This window comes from Yersinia bercovieri ATCC 43970 (assembly GCF_013282745.1).
GTDB classification, from domain to species: Bacteria; Pseudomonadota; Gammaproteobacteria; order Enterobacterales; family Enterobacteriaceae; genus Yersinia; species Yersinia bercovieri.
Map to the genome: position 1 here is coordinate 1,460,324 of NZ_CP054044.1, position 24,209 is coordinate 1,484,532.

Genomic DNA, 24,209 nt, shown 5'->3' on the forward strand with positions numbered 1-24,209 from the left:
CAGAATAAAACTGAAATGAAACCAGAATCCCAAGCTGGCAAGCCACTGTTGCAGGCCATTGATCTGAAGAAATACTATCCGGTTAAAAAAGGTCTCTTTGCGCCGGAGCGCCTGGTTAAGGCACTTGATGGGGTGTCATTCACCTTAGAGCGTGGCAAAACCCTGGCGGTGGTCGGGGAGTCGGGCTGTGGTAAATCCACGTTGGGCCGCTTACTGACCATGATTGAGATCCCAACCGGTGGCGAGCTTTACTACCAAGGGCAGGATTTGCTTAAGCCGGATGAAAGTGCGGAAAAACTGCGCCGTCAGAAAATCCAGATTGTATTCCAGAACCCCTATGGTTCACTGAACCCACGCAAGAAAGTGGGGCAGATACTGGAAGAGCCGCTGCAAATCAATACCAAACTCAGCAGCAAAGAGCGCCGCGAGAAGACACTGGCGATGATGGCGAAGGTCGGCCTGAAAACCGAGCACTATGATCGCTATCCCCACATGTTTTCCGGTGGTCAGCGCCAGCGCATCGCGATTGCACGCGGCTTGATGCTGAATCCAGATGTGGTGATTGCTGATGAACCTGTCTCGGCGCTGGATGTATCCGTGCGGGCGCAGGTATTGAACCTGATGATGGATTTACAGCAGGAGTTGGGGCTGTCTTACGTCTTTATCTCCCATGACCTCTCTGTGGTTGAGCATATCGCTGATGAAGTGATGGTGATGTATCTGGGGCGTTGTGTTGAGAAGGGTAGCAAAGAGGCCATTTTTAATAATCCACGCCACCCCTATACGCAGGCATTGCTATCGGCAACACCGCGCCTGAATCCTGATATGCGCCGCGAGCGCATTAAGCTGACGGGCGAGTTACCTAGCCCGATGAACCCGCCACCGGGCTGTGCGTTCAATGCGCGCTGTCGTCGAGCTTTTGGTACTTGCACTCAGTTGCAGCCGCAACTAAAACAGTATGGTGACCAAATGGTGGCCTGTTTTGCAGTTGATCAGGATGAAGCTGAGCAAGCTAGCTAATCCGGCAACATCGCCATATTGATTTGCATGAAAAAACAACGTCAGAGTGAGAAATAGCACTCTGACGTTGTGATCCTGATAGGAAAACACTGAAACCCACGGTATTCTTCCCCTCCGGTTTAGTATCACCAGATAAAATCTGAAAGCGATCGAGTATACTCAGACAGAATCGACGGGTAGCCCCATGATGTGGCAACCACTTTTTTTATTCAGTCGGCATTGGCGGAGAGCGAGTTTGCGGGTAAGGCGTTCATTAACGATAAAACAGATGGCGGCAGTTGCGGTAGTTGCACTGGTGACTATCTGCATTTTTATCGTCCTTCAGTTATTCCACTTTGTGCAGCAGCGCAAGGATGACTATGCCAGGCAGTTGGAGAGCATCGCTTATTCGGTTCGCCAACCCCTGTCCGAAGCAATATTAAGTGTTGATGTCCCGCAAGCCAAAAAAATCCTCAATAGCCTGTTGCCGATTGGTATTCTCAGCCGTGCTGAAGTCATTTTGCCGAACCAAATTCAGGTGTTGCACGCCAATTTCCCCACGGAGCGGCCTGTTCCCCGCTGGGCTAAACGTATTTTTTCCCTGCCGGTAGAGATAACGCTACCGCTGTATGCGCTGGAGCGAGTCTCCGCTAATCCGCAACCACTGGCGCACTTAGTGTTGCAGGCTGACTCATATCGGATGTACCAGTTTATTCTCAGCGCGCTGTCAGCCATGCTCTCGACCTATCTGTTACTGGCATTAGTGCTTTCGGTCTCAATCGCCTGGTGTATTAATCGACTGATTATTCACCCGCTACGGGCGATGGCTAAAGAGCTGGAGAAAATTGGTCAGCAAGGTGTACTGCATCACCAACTCACCTTACCGGCCCACCATCAGGATGATGAGCTGGGGGTCTTGGTGCACAACTATAATCGTAACCAACAGTTATTGGCCGAAGCCTATTCGGATATGAGCCGTATCAGTACCCGCTTCCCGGTCACTGAACTGCCCAATCGTGTGCTGTTTAAGCAGTTGCTTGAACAGGAAATTAACGGCGGTATGCGGAGTGAAAAATTCCATCTGTTGGTGATTGGCATCGAAACCTTGCAAGAGGTTTCCGGCGTGATGAGTGAGGAACAACACCGCCAGCTGCTGCTGACGATGGCGCAGCGCCTTGAGCAATGTATCGATGAAAACAGCTTGTTGGCACAACTGAGTAAAACGGAATTTGCGGTACTGGCCCGAGGGATTAGTCGCCCCTTCCCTGCCATGCAACTGGCGCGACAAGTGATGCTGCAAATTACCCAGCCACTGCTTTTTGGCAATATCCAACTGCGGCCCAGTGCCAGTATTGGGATTGCCGAATACCAATCCCAAGATGAGACCGCCGAATCCCTGATGCGCAATGCCAGTACGGCGATGATGGCCGCTCACCATCAGGGGCGAAACCAGATTTTCGTGTTTGAACCGCATTTGATTGAGAAAACACAAAAGCGGCTGACACACGAAAATGACATCTTACAGGCGATTGAAAACCGCGATTTCACCCTCTTCTTACAGCCGCAATGGAACATGCAAGATCAGCGGGTTATCGGCGCTGAAGCGCTGTTACGTTGGCGTCAACCGGACGGTAGCTATCGCTCCCCTTCCGAGTTTGTCCTCGGGGCGGAAGAGGGGGGCATGATGATGCCGCTGGGTAACTGGGTGTTGGAGGAGTCGTGCCGCATTCTGGCAGACTGGAAGGCCCAAGGGATTACTTTGTCACTGGCGGTGAACATCTCCGGCTTGCAGGTACAAAGTGACCAATTTCTGCCGCATCTGCAAAACCTAATCAATCAGTATCAGATAGATCCGCGCCAGCTGTTGCTGGAAATAACCGAGACCGCCCGCATTCAGGATCTTGATGAAGCACTGAGGTTACTGCGCGAATTGCAAGGGCTTGGTTTATCCATCGCCTTGGATGACTTTGGTATGGGGTATTCAAGCCTACAATATCTCAACCACCTGAAAGGCCTGCCGATCAACATGATTAAGCTGGATAAGAGCTTTGTGAAGCACTTGCCAGAAGATGATGCCATGGCGCGTATTGTGAGTACCATCTCCGAGGTGCTGAAGCTGCGAGTGATGGCCGAAGGCGTCGAAACAGATGAGCAGCGCCAATGGTTGTTGAAGCACGGTATTCTGTGTGGGCAGGGTTTTTTATTTTCGCAGCCGTTACCACGTGAGGTGTTTGAGGCCCGCTATACCCTTCGTCCTTGACGCGGCAGCGTTGTTAGCTGCATTCGCGCGCCCGAATCACTGACTTGAGTCAGCTCATCGGGACTTACTCATTTGCTGCCTAGCTGTCACGCCAATGACTTTGGGTATCCACTTTCGCCTTGACGCAGCAGCGTTGTTAGCTGCATTCGTGGCGGGTCTATCCCTATTGCGGTTAACTACTCAGTATTAATCGCTGGAATATGTAAAAATATCAGTCTTTTCGTCTAACAGATAAATGTCAAAATATTATCCTTTCCTATATTAAATAATATTTATATTTAAGTGAGAATACCTGCTGTCACGGGGAGTGACACATATTTTGACTGAGCCATTTCCTACAGAAACAAAGAGAATAATAGCGATTATATAAAAGTACTTAAAACTGATAATAATACCGATAAGAAAATATTGGACTAGAATCTATTTCCCTAATTTCAAGAGGGCTACAATATTATTACCTGCCGCGTCAAGGATATTTACCTCTAAAATAATCCCATCAAAAATAGCGTCAATCCCTTGCTACATCTGCGATATAACAGAAAATCACAGTGATAAAACATTGACTAAAACTATTTACTTTGAACCTTGTCACATAAATTGATATTGAGTTGACTAATTTCAGACTATTAGCTATTGATCTCGGAACTTTATATCAAAATAAATAGAATGCTGTTCCATAACTGATTTTTGTATTTTTTAGATGGATGTGTTTTTATTAAAATAAGGTGACTGTAATGAATATTAAATTATTATCTCTGGCAGTAGCATCACTTATCAGCACTAGTGCAATCGCCGTGACTATTGACTATCGCCATGAAATGCAAGACCAAAGTGGCAACAGCCATAAAGACCGTTTATTAATGTCTCACCGCTTCGCTAATGGCTTTGGATTATCGCTAGAGGGCAAGTGGAAAGGCGCTCAAGATAAAGATAAAGCATTTAACGAAACAGTCAGTAATGGGACTGAAGTCGTCGCCAGCTATGTCTATAAAATTGATAAGACATTCTCTATTGAACCCGGATTCTCATTAGATTCAAGTTCTACAGCTAACAGCTATCGCCCTTACCTGCGCGGCAAGGCGAATATCATTGACGATCTCTCTGTTTCATTACGTTATCGTCCTTATTACAAACGCACCAGTGCCAATATTAATACAAAAAAAGACACGTCTGAAAATGGTTATAATTTGACGAGTGTTATCAGCTATAAACTCGCCAAAGATTATCAATTAGATTATGAAATTGACTATAAAAAAGCCAATAAAGCCGGTGTCATATTAGCGAATAAAGAGAGCTATGACTGGACTCACGACTTAAAATTAACTTACAAGTGGGATAAGAGTTGGTCCCCTTATATGGCGGTCGGTAATGTCTCTGGCAGTAAAGATACCAGCGAACGCCAGACTCGTTATCGCGTAGGGATAAAATACAGCTTCTGATTTATCACTGAAATCATCAGATTCTGATCTCTGGGGTCACACCTCACCATAACGATTTTTGACAGGTAAAAAAGTAATGAAAAAAAGAGCATTATTTTTGAGTATGGCTGCGCTGGCGACGTTATATATACCCGCCGGGCAAGCAGCGGATGCTGATCGCCTGACGGTGGTAAAGCAGTATGTCGATAATGTGTTGAGCAAAGCGTCGGATACTTATCACGGTGATAAGCCCAGCCCGTTACTGGCAGATGGTGTTGACCCCCGTACCGGACAGCAGTTGGAATGGATTTTCCCCGATGGCCGTCGGGCCGTGTTATCAAACTTCTCCGCGCAACAAAACCTGATGCGAGTCATGAGTGGTCTGAGCCAGTTGAGTGGCGATAATCGCTATCAACAGCGTGCTGAAGATATCGTCCGCTACCACTTCCAGAATTATCAAGACCCAAGTGGCTTACTCTACTGGGGCGGTCACCGTTTTGTTGATCTGAAAACACTGCAACCCGAAGGGCCGAGTGAAAAAGAGATGGTGCATGAGCTGAAAAATGCCTATCCCTACTATGACCTAATGTTCAGCGTCGACCGCGATGCCACCGCCCGCTTTATTCGTGGCTTCTGGAACGCCCATGTCTATGACTGGCGCATTCTTGAAACCAGCCGCCACGGTGAATATGGCAAGAAGATGGGGGAGTTGTGGGAGAGTAAATTCGAGCAACAGCCGCCTTTCTTTGCCACCAAAGGGCTGAGTTTCCTCAATGCGGGTAATGACCTAATCTATTCAGCTTCACTGCTCTACAAACATCAGCAGGATCAAGGGGCATTGGTGTGGGCTAAGCGTCTGGCAGACCAATATGTGTTGCCCCGTGATGCTAAAACGGGTCTGGGGGTCTATCAGTTTACCCAAGCTCTGAAACGCGAAGAGCCAACGGATGATGCTGATACGCACTCCAAGTTTGGTGACCGCGCACAACGCCAGTTCGGGCCTGAGTTTGGCCCCAGCGCGCTGGAGGGCAATATGATGCTCAAAGGGCGTACCAGCACGCTTTACTCTGAAAATGCGCTGATGCAGTTGCAACTGGGTAAGGATTTGGGTGCTCAAGGGCAGGATTTACAGCAATGGACGGTAGATGGCCTAAAAGCGTTCGCCAAATATGCTTATAACGATCAGGACAATACTTTCCGTCCGATGATTGCCAATGGACAGGACTTATCAAATTACACGCTGCCACGTGATGGATATTACGGCAAAAAAGGCACGGTGATTAAGCCGTACAAAGCAGGTAACGAATTCCTGATCTCGTATGCTCGTGCCTACGCCATTGATAACGATCCGTTATTGTGGAAAGTGGCACGCGGTATTGCCAGTGATCAGGGGCTAGGTGATATTGGCACCGCTCCAGGTAAGGCGATGAAAATTAAGCTGGATACCACCAACAGTGATCCCTATGCCCTGTTTGCGTTGCTGGACCTCTACAATGCCAGTCAGGTTGCTGACTACCGGTTATTGGCAGAGAAAATCGGCGATAACATTATTAAAACCCGCTACATCAACGGCTTCTTTATGGCCTCTCCGGATCGTCAATATGCCGATGTCGATGCTATCGAGCCTTACGCTTTACTGGCGCTGGAAGCTTCACTGCGCAATAAGCCACAAGCCGTTGCCCCTTTCCTGAATGGTGCTGGCTTTACTGAGGGAGCTTACCGAATGGATGATGGTTCAGCGCGGATTTCAACCCGCGATAATGAGCTGTTCTTGCTCAATGTAGGTGAAAAGCTGCAACCGAACGGTCGTAAATAGTCCCAATGACGGCCCGTGCTGGGGTCGTTGTTGGGAAAAGTGCCGAGCAATGGCTTCCCAGGGTCTATCTGCTCGGCGCTTTTCCTCACGGGGCCAGTCATGGCCCCATCTTGAACAATCTCTAGCGCAACAAAGTGACTGCAACCGAGCTACTGCAACTGAGCGACAATCAGCGGCCAGCGGGCATCAAACTCTTGTGTTGGCCGATAGCGGAATTCAGAACGAACAAAGCGCGACAGCATCCCTTCACAAAAGGCTAGCAACTGTGTTGCCAGCAGAGCCTCATCATGGATAAAACCTTGCCCATCGCGCAGCTTTTTCTCGCGCAGAACCTGACGCAGTTGGACTTCAATACGCTCAAACAGCTGGTTAATCCGGCCTTGCAGGCGATCTTGTTCAAACATCAGTGCATGTCCAGTCATAATTCGGGTTAGCCCTGGGTTACGCTCCGCGAACCCTAATACCAGTAACAGGATCAAGCGGAGGCGATTGAACGTCTCTTTCTCATCTTGCAGAATCAAATTTATGCGGGACATCAAACTATCTTCAATAAACTCGATCAGGCTATCAAACATCCTCGTTTTACTGGGGAAATGCCGATAAAGCGCGGCTTCAGACACCCCCACATTGGCGGCGAGTTTGGCGGTAGTTATGCGTTGGCTACCATCGCTAGATTCCAGCATCTGCGCTAAAGCCTGCAAAATTTCCTCGCGCCTATTCCTTTTGGTATTTTCTTTTTCTGCCATGTCCGAGTAGACCCTTGCTAAAAATGACTTAATAACAAAAACCCCAATACCGGCCGCACTGGGTACCAAGCCCCGGCGGCTTATGTGATAGCTTTTTTACGGTATTGAGGTCTAGGGTAGGTTATTGGCGCCCAGAATGACCAAAACCACCAGTACCACGTTCACTCAGGTCAAAATCTTCAACCAGATTGAATTCTGCTTGTACAACAGGAACAAACACCATCTGGGCGATACGCTCACCGGGTTCGATAGTGAAAGGCTGCTGGCCACGGTTCCAGACTGACACCATCAACTGCCCCTGATAGTCGGAATCAATCAACCCAACCAGATTACCTAATACTACGCCGTGTTTATGTCCTAACCCAGAGCGAGGCAGAATCACTGCCGCCAGTGCGTTATCGGCGATATGTATTGCTAAACCTGTCGGTAATAATGTGGTTTGACCCGGCAGTAAATTCACTGATTCATCCAGACAGGCACGTAAATCTAGCCCAGCAGAACCTTCGGTTGCATAGGTTGGTAGCGGAAATTCATTGCCAACACGTGGGTCCAGAATTTTAATGTCGATTTTTTTCATCATAACGGCTGACAATCTCGTCTATTAAACGCTGACTGAGGAGGTGCTTATCGCTGAGCGGTAAACGTTTCTCTCCAGCCGGCCAAAAAAGGTGCAAGGCATTGGTATCACTGTTAAAACCATGCTCTGCGAGCGATACATCATTAGCGCAAATAAGATCCAGACTCTTTCGCGCTAGTTTTTGTCGCGCGTATTCTTCCACATTCTGGGTTTCGGCAGCAAATCCAACCACAAATGGACGATTTTTAGCCATTGAGGCTACCCCAGCCACAATGTCTGGGTTTTTCACTAACTTAAGGGTAATTTCATCGCCCTGCTTTTTTATTTTCTCGTCAGAAATTTGCTCAGCGCGGTAATCTGCTACCGCAGCACAAGAAATAAAAATATTCTGCTGGGCGGCTAAATTCTGAACGGCTTGCTGCATTTCAAGCGCACTGACAACATCAATACGGTCAACCCCTGCGGGCGTTGGGAGATTTACCGGCCCCGCAACTAACGTCACCTTCGCCCCTCTTGCGGCGGCTGCCTGCGCAATGGCGAATCCCATCTTGCCGGAACTTTGGTTGCTGATAAAGCGAACTGGATCAAGTGCTTCACGTGTTGGTCCTGCGGTAATCATGACACTCAAATGTTGCAGGTCTTGTTTTGCAGAAAAATGATCATGTGCCAGAGCGACGATTTCCAGCGGGTCTAACATTCTACCTGGCCCGATATCACCGCAAGCCTGACTGCCACTGTCTGGCCCCCACAATAGCACTCCACGATTAGCGAGGGTCTGTAAGTTCGCTTGAGTTGCGGTGGCACGGTACATCTGTTGATTCATGGCGGGTACTGCCGCGACAGGTGCCGAAGTTGCCAGGCAAACCGTGGTCAGCAGGTCATTTGCCATGCCCGCAGCGACTCTGGCCAGCAAATCGGCAGTAGCGGGAGCCATAATCACTAAATCAGCCCATTTACCCAGCTCAATATGGCCCATAGCAGCTTCTGCCGCAGGATCGAGTAAATCATCAGAGACGGGATAACCCGAGACTGCCTGCAGTGTGAGTGGCGTAATAAACGCTTTGGCGGCAGCGGTCATCACCACCCGCACATCCGCGCCTCTATCACGTAAGCGGCGTACCAGCTCAGGTGATTTGTAGGCGGCGATACCGCCACTAATCCCGAGCACAATATGTTTGCCGGAGAGTCCCGTCATCATGATTGTCCGAATGAAAGCTGTAAGAGACGATATTTTAGCATAACAGCTGCGCAGATTAGCTATCAGGGCATCTCCTGATGCCATCAATCATCAAATTTGCGAGACGTTACGCATGCTGTTAATCATGGCGTCGCAGAGCATAAAACCTTCTGTCATGCTGTCCGCGCTGTTTGGGGATTACAGGAGCCAGGGGATGGATGAGTGGTATGGGCAGAGCGCCCCAAGAGAAAAATTACTAAAATATGGTGCCTCTGTGCTATCAGATGCCGAATTGCTCGCTCTTTTTCTGCGCACCGGTATTCCGGGGATGCATGTCATGAAGATGGCGGAATATTTGATTGAAACCTTCGGCTCGCTGCATGGGCTGATGTCTGCGGATTATCAGACGTTATGCGCCCAAAAGGGGATTGGTGCATCAAAATACAGTCAGATTCAGGCGATTGCGGAGCTGGCCAATCGCTGTTTTTCATCGCATTTGATGCAAGAAAGTGTCCTGCTTAATCCCGAGGTCACACAGCATTTTCTGCAAAATATTCTCTCTCACCGTGAGCGTGAGATTTTTTTAGTCATGTTTTTGGATAATCAGCATCGTGTTATTCGCCATGAAGAGATGTTTACTGGTACCATCAGCAGCGTTGAGGTCCATCCGAGAGAAATTGTGCGTGAAGCGCTGAAGGCGAATGCCGCCGCGCTGATTCTGGCGCATAATCACCCTTCGGGGCGAGCTGAACCGAGTCAAGCCGACCGTTTGATGACGCAGCAGGTGATAAAAGCCTGTTCATTATTAGATATTCGGGTACTCGATCATTTGGTAGTCGGTCGGGGTGAATGTGTCTCATTTGCTGAACGCGGATGGCTTTAGTGAAATAATAATTGATCCTTTTAGGATCTTTAGCTGTTCGGGACTTGAGCACTTACGCTTCAGAGCGTATACTACGCCACCTTTGAGAATCTTGGGTTTGGCGTGAAGAGCCTATCTCAGCAGGTTTATAACCTGGTGACAGGGGTTTCTGACCTGATGACAGTGAGTCTTCTCAGTGAATTTGCTGAGATGGGCTCTAAAGCCTGACGAGGCGGCCAAATCCTATACGAAGCTCGAGCTGATTTGATTTTTGGAGAATAGACATGTCCCGAGTCTGCCAAGTTACTGGCAAGCGCCCGGTGAGCGGTAACAACCGTTCCCACGCAATGAACGCGACCAAACGCCGTTTTCTGCCGAACCTTCACTCTCACCGTTTTTGGGTTGAGGGCGAGAAGCGCTTTGTAACTCTGCGTGTATCTGCTAAAGGTATGCGTGTTATTGATAAGAAGGGTATTGAAGCGGTCTTGGCCGAACTTCGTACCCGCGGTGAGAAGTATTAAGGAACTGAATCATGGCTAAAGGTGTTCGCGAGAAGATCAAGCTGGTTTCTTCTGCTGGTACTGGTCACTTCTATACCACTACGAAGAACAAGCGTACTAAGCCGGAAAAATTGGAACTGAAGAAATTCGATCCAGTTGTCCGTCAACACGTGATCTACAAAGAAGCTAAAATTAAGTAATTTTAGTGGATTAAGAAAACCCGGCCTCGGCCGGGTTTTTTATTATATAAAGTACAGTGAGATACCACGAAGGGAGGATTGATGCCTGAATTACCAGAAGTTGAAACCAGCCGACGCGGGATCGAACCCTATCTTGTCGGCCAGACGATTTTATATGCGGTGGTCAGAAATGCCCGCTTGCGCTGGCCGGTATCCGATGAAATTTTGGCGCTTAGCGACCAGCCGGTACTGAGTGTTCGGCGTCGGGCTAAGTATTTACTGCTAGAACTCCCCACCGGCTGGATTATTGTGCATTTGGGGATGTCGGGCAGCTTACGCGTTTTGCCTGAAGAGACCGCAGCGGGAAAACATGATCATGTCGATTTGGTGATCAGCAATGGCAAAATATTGCGTTATACCGACCCACGCCGCTTTGGGGCCTGGTTATGGGCGACAGACCTTGAAACCAGTAACGTACTGGCACATTTAGGCCCAGAGCCGCTGAACGACGAATTTAACCCTCAATACTTGTTTGATAAATCACGTAATAAACGCACATTGGTTAAGCCGTGGTTGATGGATAACAAAGTGGTCGTTGGGGTTGGCAATATCTACGCCAGTGAATCTCTGTTTGCTGCCGGTATTTTGCCTGATCGTGCCGCTGGCTCCTTGACGCAAGCTGAGATTTCGCTACTGGTTGCAACGATAAAAGCGGTGTTATTGCACTCCATCGAGCAGGGTGGAACCACACTACGCGACTTTTTGCAGTCAGACGGTAAACCGGGTTACTTTGCGCAAGAGTTGCAGGTATATGGACGGGCGGGAGAGCCATGCCGCCGCTGTGGGCAACTGATTGAAATCGCGAAACATGGGCAGCGTAGCACCTTTTTTTGCCGCCACTGCCAAAATTAATTGCTTTGAATGAGCCGATGGTTAAGCCAGTTTAGCCAGCAGCGCCTTAGTTACTGGTGCTGGGAGGAAGGGGGTAATATCACCACCGTGGCGCGCCACTTCCTTTACCAGAGAAGAGGAGATAAACGACCATTTTTCTGATGGCATCAGGAATACACTCTCCAGTTTTGGCATCAAGTGGCGGTTCATATTTGCCAGTTGCCACTCATACTCGAAATCTGAGACCGAACGTAATCCCCGCACTAAAATATTCGCATTATTCTTTTTGGCAAACTCCGCCATCAGTTCACTGAATCCTAGCACTTCAACATTCTTAAGTGGCGCAGTTACTTGCTTTGCCAATGCGACCCGTTCGTTGAGGGTAAACATCGGTTTTTTGCTGGAACTGTCGGCGATAGCCAGAATCACATGGCTGAACATCATGGAGGCCCGTGTCACTAAGTCCAAATGCCCATTAGTCATTGGATCAAACGTCCCGGGATAGATGGCTTTAGTGGTCATGAATTCTCGCTTTTCTGATGTTGATGGCTCAATGCCCACAGGGCCGCATATTTATTAAAGGTATATTGTGCGTTTACCACCGCGAGCAAGAACCCCTGTTGACCATCGAGGAAACCGGCACGGAATAACCATGTCTTACAGAATGCCCCAAGAGTATGGCTAAGAATTGAAAAATAACTGCAACTTTTACCTTGTTGATAGCGTTGAGTCGCCCATGCTTCAGCGTAATTGAGCTGTTTACGTTGAAAAGTAAAGAAGTCGCGGCAAGTTAGATGCAGCAAATCGCCCGCCAACGGAATAACTTTGGCATAGCCACTGGCTAGTGATTCATGAACTAAATCGTCGTTGTAACGGAATTGGTGGTGCGGATATAACCGGGTGACTCTATCCGGATACCAGCCGCTATGGCGCATAAAGCGGCCTAAAAACAGATTCCGCCGTGCGCAGCTATAAACAGCGCCCTCTTCGGGGGCCAATAGCACGGTCTCAATTGCGGCTTTTAGCTCAGGGGTAACACGTTCATCAGCATCCAGCATCAGAATATAATCGCCACTGGCATATTGTTGGGCTAATTGCCGCTGTTTGCCATAACCTGGCCACTCCGTGTTGCTATGCACTTTAGCGCCATACTGCTGGGCCAGTGCGACGGTGTTATCTTCACTGCCTGAATCTAAGACGACTATTTCATCAGCCCAGCTAATGGATGCCAAACAATCTGCCAGCAGTGAGGCTTCATTCTTGGTAATCATCACAACTGACAGGCGTTTTTTTGCACTCATTAGTGGCTCCGTTGCGGTAGATAAGGCTCCAGCAAGTGTAATAGCCGTTGTAGTGCGCCCTGATTTTCATGCAGCACGTCAACCGCGTGGCGGCCATAATAGAGGCGGCAATCTTCATCAGTTAGCAGCATGGTTACCTCTTTCACCAGCGATAAGGTATCGGTGACGGTGATCAGCCCCTCAGCCTGTTCCAGCTTGGCACAGATATCTTTAAAGTTAAATGTATGTGGCCCCATCAGCACCGGTATTGCATGGGCCGCTGCCTCCAGCGGATTATGGCCACCACGTTCAACCAGACTACCGCCCACAAAGGCCAGATCGGCAATGCCGTACAACAGCATCAACTCACCCATGGTATCGCCAATCACGACCTGCGTACTGGTTGAGGGGATTTCGCCTTTGCTGCGTAATGTGTAACTCAGCCCTGCTTTCTGTGTCAGCTCGACCGCTTTCGGGAAGCGTTCAGGGTGCCGTGGCACCAAAATCAGCAGCAATGTTGGGAAGTGTTGCAATAATTGGCGGTGAGCTTCCAGCAAAATGGCTTCTTCGCCATCATGGGTACTGGTGGCAATCCATACCGGGCGATGCGCTGCCCATTGGCGGCGTAATGTCACCGCTCTGGCGGCTAATTCAGGGGTGACAGAAATATCAAATTTCAGGCTACCGGTTACTGTCAGTTGTGAGCGTCTGAGGCCCAGCTCGATGAAACGATCACCATCTTCTTGATTTTGTGCGGCGATTAGCGTGATGCGTTGCAGCATATTACGGATAAAACTGCCGATTTTTTTGTAGCCAGCGGCAGAGCGAGCAGATAGACGTGCATTGGCAATCACCAGCGGTATTTTACGGCGATGCAGTGCATTGATCAGGTTTGGCCACAGCTCTGTTTCCATAATAATGACCAGCTTAGGATTGACCTGATCTAAGAAGCGGTTCACCGAACCGGGAAGATCATAAGGCAGATAGACGTGGTGAACGTCTTTACCAAAAGCAGACTGGACCCGTTCGGAGCCAGTGGGGGTCATGGTGGTCACGGTAATGGGTAATGATGGATAGCGATGACGTAATGCCCTGACTAACGGAATCGCGGCCAGTGTCTCACCGACTGAAACTGAATGCAGCATGATGCCGCCAGCGACAACTTTACCGGCACAAAAACCATAACGTTCTCCCCAGCGCTTGCGATAAGCGGGGGCTTTACGGCTACGTAACAGCAACCGTAGCCAAATCAAAGGTTGAATAAGGTAGAGCAGTACCTGATATAAACGCAGCAACATTCTATCAATTTCATTTATATGGATTACTAATAATAATACCATATTTGTGCAAGAAAGGCTCTTTTCGGCTGGGCCAGGCTGATAGCCAGAATAGGGCCATGCCATTCATAAAAAGAATATAGAATTTTAACAATTTCAGTAAGTGAATGGACAAAAGTTGATTTAATAGATTTAGTAATGAGAATGGTTTTCATTAATGCCTGTGGGCGGTTAAAAATTTGGTGATAGGTGCTGTCAGTTCATTTTAGTGGCAGTTTTTTTACCTGACATTAGGCGTTAACTCAGTGAGTTGCTGTGGATTAATGAAATTTAAGTGTTATTGGGATTGTATTTCGTTCTTCATGCGTGAGCAGAGAAATTTAGATGGGATTATTCGTAATATGTGAGTGATTCTATTTTCTCAATGAGTTAAATAACCAATTAGCCATGTTTAACAATCATAAAGCTGATAACAATCGGCTCTGATAATTACCAGAGCCGATTGTTATTACAGAATAAATAGTGACTGGTGAAATTTTAAGCGTGTTTACGTGATGGGAAATAAGTAATTATTACTTATGAAATCAATGTTTCTAATCGCGTCATAATGGTTTCAGCAGTAATAGTATCCATACTTTTTTGCTCAGAAATAACGGCAATTTGATTTTCGCCATAGCCACCAATTAAGCCAGGGTCGGTCGGGCCGTACAGCGTAATATTGGGGCGACTGAGTGCGGCGGTTAGATGGCTAAGGCCAGTGTCAACGGACACCACTGCTTTTGCGCCCGCCAGCACTTCAGCCACCTGTTGGAGGCTGAGTTTAGGCAATACCTCAACATGAGGAGAGTGCTCCGCTAGCCGCAAAGCGCGCTGATACTCATGCTCTGCGCCCCAAGGTAATTTGATTTTTAGCCCCGTGGGGGCAATCAGATCAATGAGTTGCCGCCAGTGACTTTCGGGCCAGTGCTTACTGTCGCGAGTGGTTGCATGCAGGAAAACCAGATACTGACCGGCATCAGCGGGTAACTGGCTTAAAAATCGGGGCGCGATGGCGTAATCGCCATAACTTTCTGGCAGGTCATAACCCAGACTTTTGGCAAATAACTGGCGTGTGCGCTCCACCGCATGTTGCTTGGGGTCAATCTCATGGCGGCAGTTATAGAACCAACTGGCAAATGGCTCGCGAGCGCTTTTGCAATCCGGGCCATGCTTGACGCCCTTGGCGATGCGGGTAATTAGCGCAGCACTTTTAATCAGCCCCTGCGCATCGATCACCAAATCATAACTGCGCTGCTGCACAACACGTTTAAAATCACAGCGCTCCTGCCGAGTGTCAGTACCAAACCAGTTTTTGCGCCAACGGCGAATCGCCACTGGGATCACATTATCCACCGCCGGGTGCCAGGCGGGGATCTGGCTGAAACCCTCTTCGACCACCCAATCAAAGCGAATACCCGCAATGGCCTGCATGGCGTCTGTCAGCGCAGGTAATGCATGTAAAACGTCGCCCATTGAAGAGGTTTTAACGATCAATACGTGCATTAATCACCCTCTTTGGTGGAACATTTTTGCGCGGCGAGCTGCTTCTCAAGCGCATCCATCACTTGCTCTGGCTGGATATCAATCAAACTTTGATGATAGCCCTGTGCACTATCGCCTTTGCGCACTTTTTGATAGCCGGTAATCAGGCGAATGATGGTGGCTTTATCAGACAGTGGTGGGGTGAAATCTGGGCTGCTTGGGCCATATAAGGCGACCAATGGCTTATTTAATGCGGCGGCGACATGCATTAAACCGGAGTCATTGCTAACCACTGCGCTACAGGCTGCAATCAGCACGACGGCTTGTTCCAGCGATGTCTGGCCCGCCAGATTGAGGCAATATTCGCGCGAATCGTCGCCCAGAGAGTGGCGGATCTCCTCGCCAGCTTCGTTGTCTTTCGCTGAACCCAATAAGACGACTTGATAGCCCGCATCAATTAGTTTCTGCGCCAGCGCGGCGTAGTGATAGTGTGGCCAGCGTTTTGCTGGGCCAAACTCAGCACCGGGGCAGAACCCAATAATGGGTCGGTTATCGGTTAGATTAAATGACGCCGTGATTTCAGCGATCTCTTGGTCGCGAACCTGTAATTGCGGCCAGAGCAAAGGTTGCGGCAAATCAGCAGCCGACTGGACGCGTTCTTTATCATAGGCCAGCGCAACATAGCGCTGGACCATCATGGGGAAGGCCTCTTTATCCAGAATACGCATATCATTGAGCAAGAAATAGCGCATCTCGCCACGCCAGCCAATACGTTGCTTAATTCCTGAAAAGTAAGGTATTAGGGCAGATTTGAACGAATTTGGTAGAACATAGGCGCGATCATAGCCTGTTTCACGTAAAGCCAGCCCCAAGCGGCGGCGCTCCTCAAAAGCAAAAGCGCCATGCCCTAATGGCATTGGGATGGCGTGACGTACTTCCGGCATTCTGGCCAAAAGCGGACGGCACCACGCGGGGGCCATCACATCAATATCTGCTGCCGGATATTCGGCCTTCAGGGTGCGGTAAAGACTTTGCGACATCATCATATCGCCAACCCAAGAAGGGCCGATGACCAGTATTTTCATACCGTTTATCAATTCCTTGCAGCAAGTAATTTAGATCGGGCGATTGAGCCACGCCAGATATTCTTTGACGCCTTCAGCGACGGTTTTGAACGGCTTGTCATAACCGGCGGCACGCAAATGAGTGAGATCAGCTTGCGTGTATGCCTGATAGCGGCCTTTCAGTTTTTCTGGGAATTCAATGTACTCCACAGGCCCGCTTTGATGGAAATCCACCACCGCATCGGCGACAGCCTGGAAAGATTCAGCACGACCAGTACCGCAGTTGAAAATACCGGATACACCGTTTTGCCAGAACCACAGATTCACGTCAGCCACATCACCCACATAGATGAAATCGCGTTTGAAATTTTCACTGCCGGAGAACAACTTAGGATTTTCCCCTGCATTAATTTGGTTATTCAGGTGGAAAGCAACGCTGGCCATGCTGCCTTTATGGCTTTCACGTGGGCCATAAACGTTAAAATAACGGAAGCCACAAATCTGCGAATCAGCTTGCGGCAAGATCTCACGCACATACTGGTCGAATAAGAATTTGGAGTAACCATAAACATTAAGTGGTTTTTCATACTGACGATCTTCGATGAAGTTATCAGTGCGCCCGCCGTAAGTAGCCGCAGAAGAGGCGTATAAGAATGGAATGCCGCGATCCAGGCAGAAGTGCAAGATATCTTTTGAATACTGATAGTTGTTATCCATCATATACTTGCCATCCCACTCGGTGGTGGAAGAGCAGGCACCTTCGTGGAAAATCGCGTCAATGTCACCCATATCGTCACCGGCAACAATACTGGCAACAAAATCTTCTTTATCCATGTAATCCGCGATATCCAGATCAACCAGATTGACGAATTTAGTGCCGTCTTTCAGGTTATCTACGACCAGAATATCTTTATAACCAATATTATTCAGTGCCTTAACAATATTGCTGCCAATGAAGCCGGCACCACCAGTGACGATAATCATCAGGTTCACCCTTGTTAATTTGCCTGGTCGGGCACAATACCCGACACGCTAGTTGGCGTTATCATAACATTTCATCGGATAGCGCACAGCCGGAAGGGGGTTAATCTCTCGTTTTCTATGCTGCTTTAGGATTGTTCACCGTGATATGTGCTGCATTTTTTGCAATATAAGACAAGGTTACTCGTCAGTTCACTCGTCAGGCAGTAAAATGTCAGGCGAAACTGCCCATTCTGGAGATAACCCAATGTCCCTGCCTCGTGAGAGAAACCCGTTTTATCAGCAACTAGAACAACAACTCAAAACTACCCGTGCTGAAGGGTTGTATAAAAATGAACGGATCATCACTTCTGCCCAGCAAGCCGATATTTCTGTCGCTGATGGGAATCGCGTAATTAATTTCTGCGCCAATAACTATTTGGGCTTGGCAAACCACCCGCGACTGATTGCGGCGGCTAAAAAAGGCATGGATACTCATGGCTTTGGCATGGCCTCAGTGCGCTTTATCTGCGGCACTCAAGACACACACAAACAGCTTGAACAGAAGCTCGCCAGTTTCCTCGGCATGGAAGATGCCATTCTCTACTCCTCTTGCTTTGATGCCAATGGTGGCTTGTTCGAAACCTTACTGGGGCCAGAAGATGCCATTATTTCTGATGCGCTGAATCATGCTTCCATCATTGATGGAGTGCGGTTATGTAAAGCCAAGCGTTACCGCTATGCCAACAATGACATGAGCGAGCTGGAAGCACAGCTAAAACAAGCCAAAGCGGAGGGCGCGCGCCATATTATGATCGCCACTGACGGCGTGTTCTCCATGGACGGGGTGATCGCCAATCTGAAAGGCGTCTGTGATTTGGCAGATGAATATCAGGCATTGGTGATGGTCGATGACTCCCATGCGGTGGGCTTTGTCGGTGCTAATGGTCGTGGTACGCATGAATACTGCGAAGTGATGGGCCGCGTTGATATTATCACTGGTACTTTGGGTAAGGCGCTGGGCGGAGCATCAGGTGGTTACACCGCTGGTCGTAAAGAGGTGGTTGAGTGGTTGCGCCAGCGTTCGCGGCCCTATCTGTTCTCAAACTCATTAGCGCCAGCAATTGTTGCAGCTTCAATTGAAGTGTTATCGCTATTGGAGGATGGTGCTGAACTGCGCGATCGTCTATGGGCGAATGCCCGCTTATTCCGCGAGAAAATGAGTGCCGCCGGTTTCACCTTGGCCGGTGCTGACCACGCTATTATCCCAGTGATGCTGGGTGACGCGACATTGGCGCAAGAGTTTGCCAACGCGCTGCTGAAAGAGGGTATTTACGTCACCGGTTTCTTCTATCCGGTGGTGCCAAAAGGTCAGGCTCGCATCCGCACCCAGATGTCGGCAGACCACACGACAGAGCAGGTCGAGCGGGCTATCGAAGCCTTTGTGCGTATTGGTAAGCAACTTAACGTTATTGCGTAAGGAATGTCATGAAAGCACTGTCCAAGCTAAAAGCAGAAGAGGGTATTTGGATGACCGATGTGCCGCAGCCAGAGCTGGGCCACAACGACATCATGATCAAAATTCGCAAAACCGCTATCTGTGGCACTGATGTGCATATCTATAACTGGGATGAATGGTCGCAAAAAACCATCCCGGTGCCTATGGTGGTCGGCCATGAGTATGTGGGTGAAGTGGTCGCCATTGGTCAGGAAGTGAAAGGCTTTAATATTGGTGACCGGGTGTCTGGCGAAGGCCATATCACCTGCGGACATTGCCGTAACTGTCGTGGCGGTCGTACCCATTTGTGCCGCAATACAGTGGGTGTGGGCGTGAATCGCCCCGGCTCTTTTGCTGAGTTCCTGGTTATCCCGGCCTTTAATGCGTTCAAGATCCCAGACAATATTTCCGATGAGTTAGCCGCCATTTTTGACCCCTTCGGCAATGCCGTGCATACCGCCTTATCCTTTGATTTAGTGGGCGAAGATGTATTGGTTTCTGGCGCAGGCCCTATTGGTATCATGGCTGCTGCTGTCTGTAAGCATGTGGGCGCTCGCCATGTCGTTATCACTGACGTGAATGAGTACCGCTTGGATTTGGCGCGCAAAATGGGGGTAACGCGCGCGGTTAACGTCAGCAAAGAGAACCTGAATGATGTGATGGCAGAGCTGGGCATGACAGAAGGTTTTGATGTGGGCCTGGAGATGTCAGGTGCGCCGCCTGCATTCCGTTCATTACTTAACTCAATGAATCACGGTGGGCGTATTGCAATGCTGGGAATACCGCCTTCTGATATGTCGATCGACTGGAATCAGGTGATATTCAAGGGGCTGTTTATCAAAGGAATTTATGGCCGCGAGATGTTTGAAACCTGGTACAAAATGGCGGCATTGATTCAATCCGGCCTGGATTTAACTCCGATCATCACTCACCGTTTCTCCATTGATGAGTTCCAGGAGGGCTTTGATGCCATGCGTTCAGGTAAGTCGGGCAAGGTAGTATTAAGCTGGGACTAAAATAGCCTTCGGCCTTGCAGCCGCAGAGTTAAGAACGGGGCTGTCAGATAATGACAGCTCCGTTTTTTATTATCCAATTACGGATTATCCGTTTTTGGCTTCTCCACTTTTGGAATATCTATTTTTGGTGCATCTACTTTTGGTTCATCAACCGGCGCGATGGGTGCTGACGAGGTAAAATAGCGCTGAATAAAGCTTACAGCCGGACTTTGCATCAAGCTCTCGCCAATGACGCTAAACATCCTGCCGGCGTAGATTTTCTCAGGCACATAGCTGGCTTTCGCACTGCACTGCTTGATGGCTTTCAGGCGATCATTTTTCGCCGGTTCGCGCGGTTTTGACTTGCCCGGTGAGACCGTGCTACTGCCACTATTATTGTTTACCGGTTCATTCAGCAGTGCGCTAGGTTTGACCAATACAATGTCAGACGGCAACTGAGGCAACATCTGTTGCAGCACTTTAATGGTAGCGGGATGGGGATGCCCGATAGCAATGGCGGAGCCATTTCGGCGCGCCAGTTCTACTGCGCGGTTAAACTGCTGGCGGATCGCGGCTTCATTTTGTGAGTCATCCAGAAAGACTTTGCGCTTAATCACTTTGACGCCAGTGCCTTCGGCGGCTCTGCTGGCTTGACTATTGCCGATGGTCACACTGTCGAGGAAATAGAGCTGATAGTGTTCCAGCGCCTGCATCACTCTCTGCATACCCGGCAAACTGGAGGTCATCGCGCTGCCCATATGGTTATTCATCCCCTTCGCATAAGGGACATTATTCACCGCCTGGCGGATGATGCGCTGGATCTCTTCGCTACTCATTGATGGCTGCAATGTATCGCGCTCCAATGGCTGCTTGCTCAGGGGGGCCATGGGCAGGTGAATCAGAATTTCACGCCCTTGATTATGGGCTTTGACAGCCATCTCTCGGGCGTAGGGGGCATTAGGCAGGATAGCGACTGAAATAGGCAGCGGCATCTGCAACACCTTGTTTTCATTCTGGGGGCGATAACCAAAGTCATCAATCACGATTGAAAGTTTGCCCGCCTGTGCGGCGTTGGCGATCACGAGGGTGCTGACGATGATAAATAGGCGTGCGTTGAAATAGCGCAATAGGTGGTGCTCCCTAACGTTGTTCTCTATCTTCCTAACCAAGGTTGTGGGTTAACAGCTTGCCCCTGACGGCGAATTTCGAAATAGAGTGATGGCTCACCCTGACCGCCGCTGGTGCCAACAAGTGCTATCGGCTGACCGGCTTTCACTTGAGCACCGACATTGACCAGCGCACTCTGGTTGTAGCCGTATAGACTCATATCCCCTTTGCCGTGCTCGACCACCACGACCAGCCCATAGCCTTGTAGCCAGTCTGCCAGCAGCACTCGTCCATCTGCTATCGCTTTGACTTCGCTGCCCTCTGGCGCGGAGATAACCATACCTTTCCAGCGAAGTTCCCCTTGCAAGGATTCACCGAAGCGATGGGTCACGTTACCTCGTACCGGCCAGACAGCTTGACCACCTGGGCGACCGAGGCCACCGGTTCGTGCCATTAATGAGCGCTCACTTTCACTCGGCTTATAGCTCGAGCCAGTTTTCTTGGCTTGTTGCTCTTTGGCTTTCACCTGTTCACGCACGCGGGCGGCTTCTTTCGCTTCCCGCTCAGCACGGGCTTTGGCTTCCCGCTCTGCTTTAGCTATCTGATCGCGCAAACGTGATTCGTTCAGTTTTAACTCCGCCAGACCCTGCTGATCTTTTTCCAGCGAAGCTTCCAGTGAGGTTAGGGTTTTTTTGCGTGCAGTGCGCGCCTGCTCCAGCTTCTGTTGCTGGTTTTTTTGTTCATCTAGCAGTGATTTTTGCTGATTTTGCTTCTGTTCTAGCGTCTTTTTCTCAGCCGAGAGATCCGCGCGGGTCTGTTGCAACTCCTCAATGGATTTTTGTCGGGCTTCATTGAGATAACTGAAATAGGCCAAAATACGCTCACTACGCTGACTCTCTTCACCACTTAAAATAAGCTGTAAACCACTGTGCTGGCCTTGCTTAAAGGCGGCATCAAGTTGTTTAGACAGTATATTTTGTTGCTGAGATTGTTGGCTTTGCAATTTGGCAATTGAAGCGGTGAGACTGGCGATCTCTTTGTCTAGTGTGGTCAGAGTACCTTGGGTGTCACGCAGGCTACGACTGGCCTGGGCAATGGTATTCTCCTGCTGTTTCAGCTGATCCAGCAATGAACTGCGTTGCTGTTTTTGTTGCTGAACACTTTTTTCTTTCTCGGCGATATCCTGCTGCAGTGTTTTCAGCTGGTTTTTGTTCTCTGCTGTTTTCGCGGTCGCAGGGGCATCGGCAGCACTGACGGATAATGGCAATAGCAATACGCCAGCGCAAAAAACGCTGGCGTACAGTGCTGACCACGGACGACGGACAAACTTATTTGGCAACAGAGAAATTGACTCTTTGCTGCCAGTAATAACGTCGGCCGGGGCCATTGGTATCGTGAATGTCGCTTTTTCCTTCATAACGAAGGATTATTCCACGATGAACAGCGGCTTACCAGTCATCTCTTGCGGGATTTCCATTTCCATCAGTGACAGCATGGTTGGCGCGATATCAGAGAGTTTGCCGCCTTCAACCGCTTTAACCCCTTTATTGCCGACATAAATTAGTGGCACCGGCAGGCTGGTATGGGCAGTGTGCGCCTGGCCGGTTGCCGGGTCGCGCATCTGCTCAGCATTGCCGTGGTCAGCGGTGATCAGCAATTGACCGTCAGCGGCTTTTACCGCAGCAACCACTTGCTCAATGCAATTATCCAGTGTTTCTACTGCTTTCACCGCAGCATCATAATCGCCGGTATGGCCGACCATATCGCCATTTGGATAGTTACAAATGATCACATCATATTTGCCGCTGCCGATAGCCGCGACCAGTTTTTCAGTCAGTTCTGCTGAACTCATTTCAGGTTGCAGGTCATAAGTCGCCACTTTCGGCGAGTTAATCAAAATGCGGTCTTCACCTTTAAACGGCTCTTCAACGCCGCCGTTATAGAAGAAAGTCACGTGAGCATATTTCTCAGTTTCAGAAATGCGCAACTGAGTTTTGTCATGCTTCATCAACCACTCACCGAAGGTATTCTCCAGTGATGCTGGTGGGTAAGCGCAGGCGACTTTGATGTCCGCAGCATACTCTGTCAACATGACGAAATCGCCGAAGTTAACCACTTTATCGCGTTTGAAGCCGTCGAAATCGGCATTAACAAAGGCGCGGGTAATTTGACGGGCGCGGTCAGCACGGAAGTTCATGAAGATTAATGCATCGCCATCATTTATGGTGGCATCAGCTTCACCTGCCGCTTGAATCACGGTCGGCTTAACAAATTCATCATTTTCATTGCGGGCGTAGGCGGCTTGCAGGCCAGCGACGGCGTTATCTGCGATGAATTCGCCTTTTGCTTGCGTCATCAAATCGTAGGCCAGCTGCACACGATCCCAGCGGTTATCACGGTCCATGGCGTAGTAACGACCAATAATCGACGCGATGCGGCCTTTACCCAATGCTGCAAACTGCTCAGTGAATCGTTTCAGCGACGGCTCAGCACTACGCGGCGGGGTGTCACGGCCATCGAGGAAAGCATGTAGGTAGATGGCGGTCGCGCCGCGTTTGGCGGCTAACTCAACCATGGCACGAATGTGCTCTTCGTGGCTATGAACGCCGCCAGCAGAGAGCAGACCCATGATATGAACCGCTTTACCGGCTTTAACCGCTTTATCAATGGCGGCGGTCAGGGTCTGGTTGGTGAAAAAGTCACCCTCTTTGATCTCTTTGTCGAGGCGGGTCAAGTCCTGATAGACAATACGGCCAGCGCCCAGATTGACGTGACCCACTTCAGAGTTACCCATTTGACCATCGGGCAGGCCGACATCCAGACCTGAGGCGGCGATCAATGTGTGAGGTTGTTGCTGCCATAAACGGTCCATAACCGGCGTTTTGGCATTCAGAATGGCATTATCCTGCTGTTCTTCGCGGTGACCGTAGCCATCCAGAATAGTCAGAACCAGTGGTTTTTTAGTGCTCGACATTGCATAACCTCTTTCTTGTTCTATTGGGTATATATGTAGCTATTGGGGATATATGTTGAAAGGCGGTAATTTACTATAAAACCGGTTAAAAATAGCCCAAAGAGATCA

Annotated in this window: 22 protein-coding genes; 10 read left to right on the forward strand and 12 right to left on the reverse strand. The window is 49.3% G+C overall.

The features are described 5' to 3' along the window. Positions 1-15: 15 nt before the first annotated feature. From dppF to HRK25_RS06580, 4 genes are all read left to right on the forward strand, one after another. Complete coding sequence (gene dppF / locus HRK25_RS06565; RefSeq protein ID WP_005273691.1) at positions 16-1,020, forward strand: dipeptide ABC transporter ATP-binding subunit DppF; 1,005 nt, start codon at positions 16-18, stop codon at positions 1,018-1,020. Between the two features lie 235 nt (positions 1,021-1,255). Continuing rightward, positions 1,256-3,259 (forward strand): biofilm formation regulator HmsP, encoded by a 2,004-nt coding sequence (hmsP, locus tag HRK25_RS06570; RefSeq protein ID WP_204365399.1) that lies wholly within the window; start codon positions 1,256-1,258, stop codon positions 3,257-3,259. Positions 3,260-3,993: 734 nt separating this feature from the next. Further along, positions 3,994-4,698, forward strand: a complete 705-nt coding sequence (locus HRK25_RS06575) for an oligogalacturonate-specific porin KdgM family protein (RefSeq protein ID WP_005273685.1) — start codon at positions 3,994-3,996, stop codon at positions 4,696-4,698. Between the two features lie 76 nt (positions 4,699-4,774). Further along, a complete protein-coding gene (locus HRK25_RS06580; RefSeq protein WP_032897631.1) occupies positions 4,775-6,493 on the forward strand; it encodes a pectate lyase in 1,719 nt (572 codons plus the stop codon). A 149-nt stretch (positions 6,494-6,642) separates the two neighbouring features. On the opposite strand, the gene slmA is transcribed toward HRK25_RS06580, so the two are convergent. The 3 genes from slmA to coaBC form a co-directional block, all read right to left on the reverse strand. After that, positions 6,643-7,239 (reverse strand): nucleoid occlusion factor SlmA, encoded by a 597-nt coding sequence (gene slmA / locus HRK25_RS06585; protein ID WP_004714376.1) that lies wholly within the window; start codon positions 7,237-7,239, stop codon positions 6,643-6,645. A gap of 121 nt (positions 7,240-7,360) precedes the next feature. Further along, positions 7,361-7,819, reverse strand: a complete 459-nt coding sequence (dut, locus tag HRK25_RS06590; protein ID WP_032897629.1) for a dUTP diphosphatase — start codon at positions 7,817-7,819, stop codon at positions 7,361-7,363. Next, positions 7,797-9,014: a bifunctional phosphopantothenoylcysteine decarboxylase/phosphopantothenate--cysteine ligase CoaBC gene (gene coaBC / locus HRK25_RS06595; RefSeq protein ID WP_005273680.1), complete on the reverse strand. Its 1,218-nt coding sequence runs from the start codon at positions 9,012-9,014 to the stop codon at positions 7,797-7,799. The genes dut and coaBC overlap by 23 nt, the downstream gene beginning before the upstream one ends. Before the next feature lie 193 nt (positions 9,015-9,207). Between coaBC and radC the strand changes: the two genes are divergently transcribed. The 4 genes from radC to mutM all read left to right on the forward strand — a co-directional run bounded on the left by radC (position 9,208) and on the right by mutM (position 11,446). Further along, complete coding sequence (gene radC / locus HRK25_RS06600) at positions 9,208-9,876, forward strand: RadC family protein (RefSeq protein ID WP_032897627.1); 669 nt, start codon at positions 9,208-9,210, stop codon at positions 9,874-9,876. Between the two features lie 263 nt (positions 9,877-10,139). Continuing rightward, the gene (gene rpmB / locus HRK25_RS06605; RefSeq protein ID WP_032897625.1) at positions 10,140-10,376 is read left to right on the forward strand and encodes a 50S ribosomal protein L28; all 237 of its coding nucleotides are present in this window, start codon (positions 10,140-10,142) and stop codon (positions 10,374-10,376) included. 11 nt (positions 10,377-10,387) lie between these two features. Then, the gene (gene rpmG, locus HRK25_RS06610) at positions 10,388-10,555 is read left to right on the forward strand and encodes a 50S ribosomal protein L33 (RefSeq protein WP_004392084.1); all 168 of its coding nucleotides are present in this window, start codon (positions 10,388-10,390) and stop codon (positions 10,553-10,555) included. An 81-nt stretch (positions 10,556-10,636) separates the two neighbouring features. After that, positions 10,637-11,446: a bifunctional DNA-formamidopyrimidine glycosylase/DNA-(apurinic or apyrimidinic site) lyase gene (gene mutM, locus HRK25_RS06615; RefSeq protein ID WP_005273673.1), complete on the forward strand. Its 810-nt coding sequence runs from the start codon at positions 10,637-10,639 to the stop codon at positions 11,444-11,446. 21 nt (positions 11,447-11,467) lie between these two features. Here the strand turns inward: mutM and coaD are convergent, their stop codons facing one another. The 6 genes from coaD to rfaD all read right to left on the reverse strand — a co-directional run bounded on the left by coaD (position 11,468) and on the right by rfaD (position 17,551). Further along, a complete protein-coding gene (gene coaD / locus HRK25_RS06620) occupies positions 11,468-11,947 on the reverse strand; it encodes a pantetheine-phosphate adenylyltransferase (protein ID WP_032897622.1) in 480 nt (159 codons plus the stop codon). Next, a complete protein-coding gene (locus tag HRK25_RS06625) occupies positions 11,944-12,726 on the reverse strand; it encodes a glycosyltransferase family 2 protein (protein ID WP_032897620.1) in 783 nt (260 codons plus the stop codon). The genes coaD and HRK25_RS06625 overlap by 4 nt, the downstream gene beginning before the upstream one ends. After that, the gene (waaA, locus tag HRK25_RS06630) at positions 12,726-14,003 is read right to left on the reverse strand and encodes a lipid IV(A) 3-deoxy-D-manno-octulosonic acid transferase (protein WP_032897618.1); all 1,278 of its coding nucleotides are present in this window, start codon (positions 14,001-14,003) and stop codon (positions 12,726-12,728) included. The genes HRK25_RS06625 and waaA overlap by 1 nt, the downstream gene beginning before the upstream one ends. 555 nt (positions 14,004-14,558) lie before the next feature. Further along, positions 14,559-15,524 (reverse strand): lipopolysaccharide heptosyltransferase RfaC, encoded by a 966-nt coding sequence (rfaC, locus tag HRK25_RS06635; protein ID WP_032897615.1) that lies wholly within the window; start codon positions 15,522-15,524, stop codon positions 14,559-14,561. Then, entirely contained in the window at positions 15,524-16,588 is a 1,065-nt protein-coding gene (gene rfaF / locus HRK25_RS06640; RefSeq protein WP_005273667.1) for an ADP-heptose--LPS heptosyltransferase RfaF, read from the reverse strand. Before rfaF ends, rfaC begins: the two co-directional genes overlap by 1 nt. Before the next feature lie 30 nt (positions 16,589-16,618). Further along, complete coding sequence (gene rfaD, locus HRK25_RS06645) at positions 16,619-17,551, reverse strand: ADP-glyceromanno-heptose 6-epimerase (protein ID WP_032897613.1); 933 nt, start codon at positions 17,549-17,551, stop codon at positions 16,619-16,621. Between the two features lie 244 nt (positions 17,552-17,795). On the opposite strand from rfaD, the gene kbl reads away from it, so the two are divergent. Together kbl and tdh are read left to right on the forward strand one after the other, a co-directional pair. Continuing rightward, positions 17,796-19,007, forward strand: coding sequence for a glycine C-acetyltransferase (kbl, locus tag HRK25_RS06650; RefSeq protein WP_032897610.1), 1,212 nt, complete (start codon positions 17,796-17,798; stop codon positions 19,005-19,007). Between the two features lie 8 nt (positions 19,008-19,015). Then, complete coding sequence (gene tdh, locus HRK25_RS06655; protein WP_005273661.1) at positions 19,016-20,041, forward strand: L-threonine 3-dehydrogenase; 1,026 nt, start codon at positions 19,016-19,018, stop codon at positions 20,039-20,041. A gap of 77 nt (positions 20,042-20,118) precedes the next feature. On the opposite strand, the gene HRK25_RS06660 is transcribed toward tdh, so the two are convergent. Genes HRK25_RS06660 through gpmM form a run of 3 tightly spaced genes read right to left on the reverse strand, consistent with a single transcriptional unit; the run spans position 20,119 to position 24,101 of the window. Continuing rightward, entirely contained in the window at positions 20,119-21,147 is a 1,029-nt protein-coding gene (locus HRK25_RS06660) for a divergent polysaccharide deacetylase family protein (RefSeq protein WP_005273658.1), read from the reverse strand. A 26-nt stretch (positions 21,148-21,173) separates the two neighbouring features. After that, entirely contained in the window at positions 21,174-22,514 is a 1,341-nt protein-coding gene (gene envC / locus HRK25_RS06665) for a murein hydrolase activator EnvC (protein ID WP_005273654.1), read from the reverse strand. 39 nt (positions 22,515-22,553) lie between these two features. After that, on the reverse strand, positions 22,554-24,101 hold the full coding sequence (gene gpmM, locus HRK25_RS06670) for a 2,3-bisphosphoglycerate-independent phosphoglycerate mutase (protein ID WP_005273651.1): 1,548 nt from the start codon (positions 24,099-24,101) through the stop codon (positions 22,554-22,556). Positions 24,102-24,209: the final 108 nt, after the last annotated feature.

Coding starts and splice junctions, on each gene's coding strand:
- HRK25_RS06625 (WP_032897620.1), bottom strand. CDS start 12,726: ATGAGTGCAAAAAAACGCCTGTCAGTTGTGATGATTACCAAGAATGAA.
- coaBC (WP_005273680.1), bottom strand. CDS start 9,014: ATGATGACGGGACTCTCCGGCAAACATATTGTGCTCGGGATTAGTGGC.
- HRK25_RS06575 (WP_005273685.1), top strand. CDS start 3,994: ATGAATATTAAATTATTATCTCTGGCAGTAGCATCACTTATCAGCACT.
- mutM (WP_005273673.1), top strand. CDS start 10,637: ATGCCTGAATTACCAGAAGTTGAAACCAGCCGACGCGGGATCGAACCC.
- HRK25_RS06580 (WP_032897631.1), top strand. CDS start 4,775: ATGAAAAAAAGAGCATTATTTTTGAGTATGGCTGCGCTGGCGACGTTA.
- rfaD (WP_032897613.1), bottom strand. CDS start 17,551: ATGATTATCGTCACTGGTGGTGCCGGCTTCATTGGCAGCAATATTGTT.
- dut (WP_032897629.1), bottom strand. CDS start 7,819: ATGATGAAAAAAATCGACATTAAAATTCTGGACCCACGTGTTGGCAAT.
- rpmB (WP_032897625.1), top strand. CDS start 10,140: ATGTCCCGAGTCTGCCAAGTTACTGGCAAGCGCCCGGTGAGCGGTAAC.
- radC (WP_032897627.1), top strand. CDS start 9,208: ATGGATGAGTGGTATGGGCAGAGCGCCCCAAGAGAAAAATTACTAAAA.
- kbl (WP_032897610.1), top strand. CDS start 17,796: ATGTCCCTGCCTCGTGAGAGAAACCCGTTTTATCAGCAACTAGAACAA.
- envC (WP_005273654.1), bottom strand. CDS start 22,514: ATGGCCCCGGCCGACGTTATTACTGGCAGCAAAGAGTCAATTTCTCTG.
- dppF (WP_005273691.1), top strand. CDS start 16: ATGAAACCAGAATCCCAAGCTGGCAAGCCACTGTTGCAGGCCATTGAT.
- coaD (WP_032897622.1), bottom strand. CDS start 11,947: ATGACCACTAAAGCCATCTATCCCGGGACGTTTGATCCAATGACTAAT.
- rpmG (WP_004392084.1), top strand. CDS start 10,388: ATGGCTAAAGGTGTTCGCGAGAAGATCAAGCTGGTTTCTTCTGCTGGT.
- gpmM (WP_005273651.1), bottom strand. CDS start 24,101: ATGTCGAGCACTAAAAAACCACTGGTTCTGACTATTCTGGATGGCTAC.
- slmA (WP_004714376.1), bottom strand. CDS start 7,239: ATGGCAGAAAAAGAAAATACCAAAAGGAATAGGCGCGAGGAAATTTTG.
- tdh (WP_005273661.1), top strand. CDS start 19,016: ATGAAAGCACTGTCCAAGCTAAAAGCAGAAGAGGGTATTTGGATGACC.
- waaA (WP_032897618.1), bottom strand. CDS start 14,003: ATGTTGCTGCGTTTATATCAGGTACTGCTCTACCTTATTCAACCTTTG.
- rfaC (WP_032897615.1), bottom strand. CDS start 15,524: ATGCACGTATTGATCGTTAAAACCTCTTCAATGGGCGACGTTTTACAT.
- rfaF (WP_005273667.1), bottom strand. CDS start 16,588: ATGAAAATACTGGTCATCGGCCCTTCTTGGGTTGGCGATATGATGATG.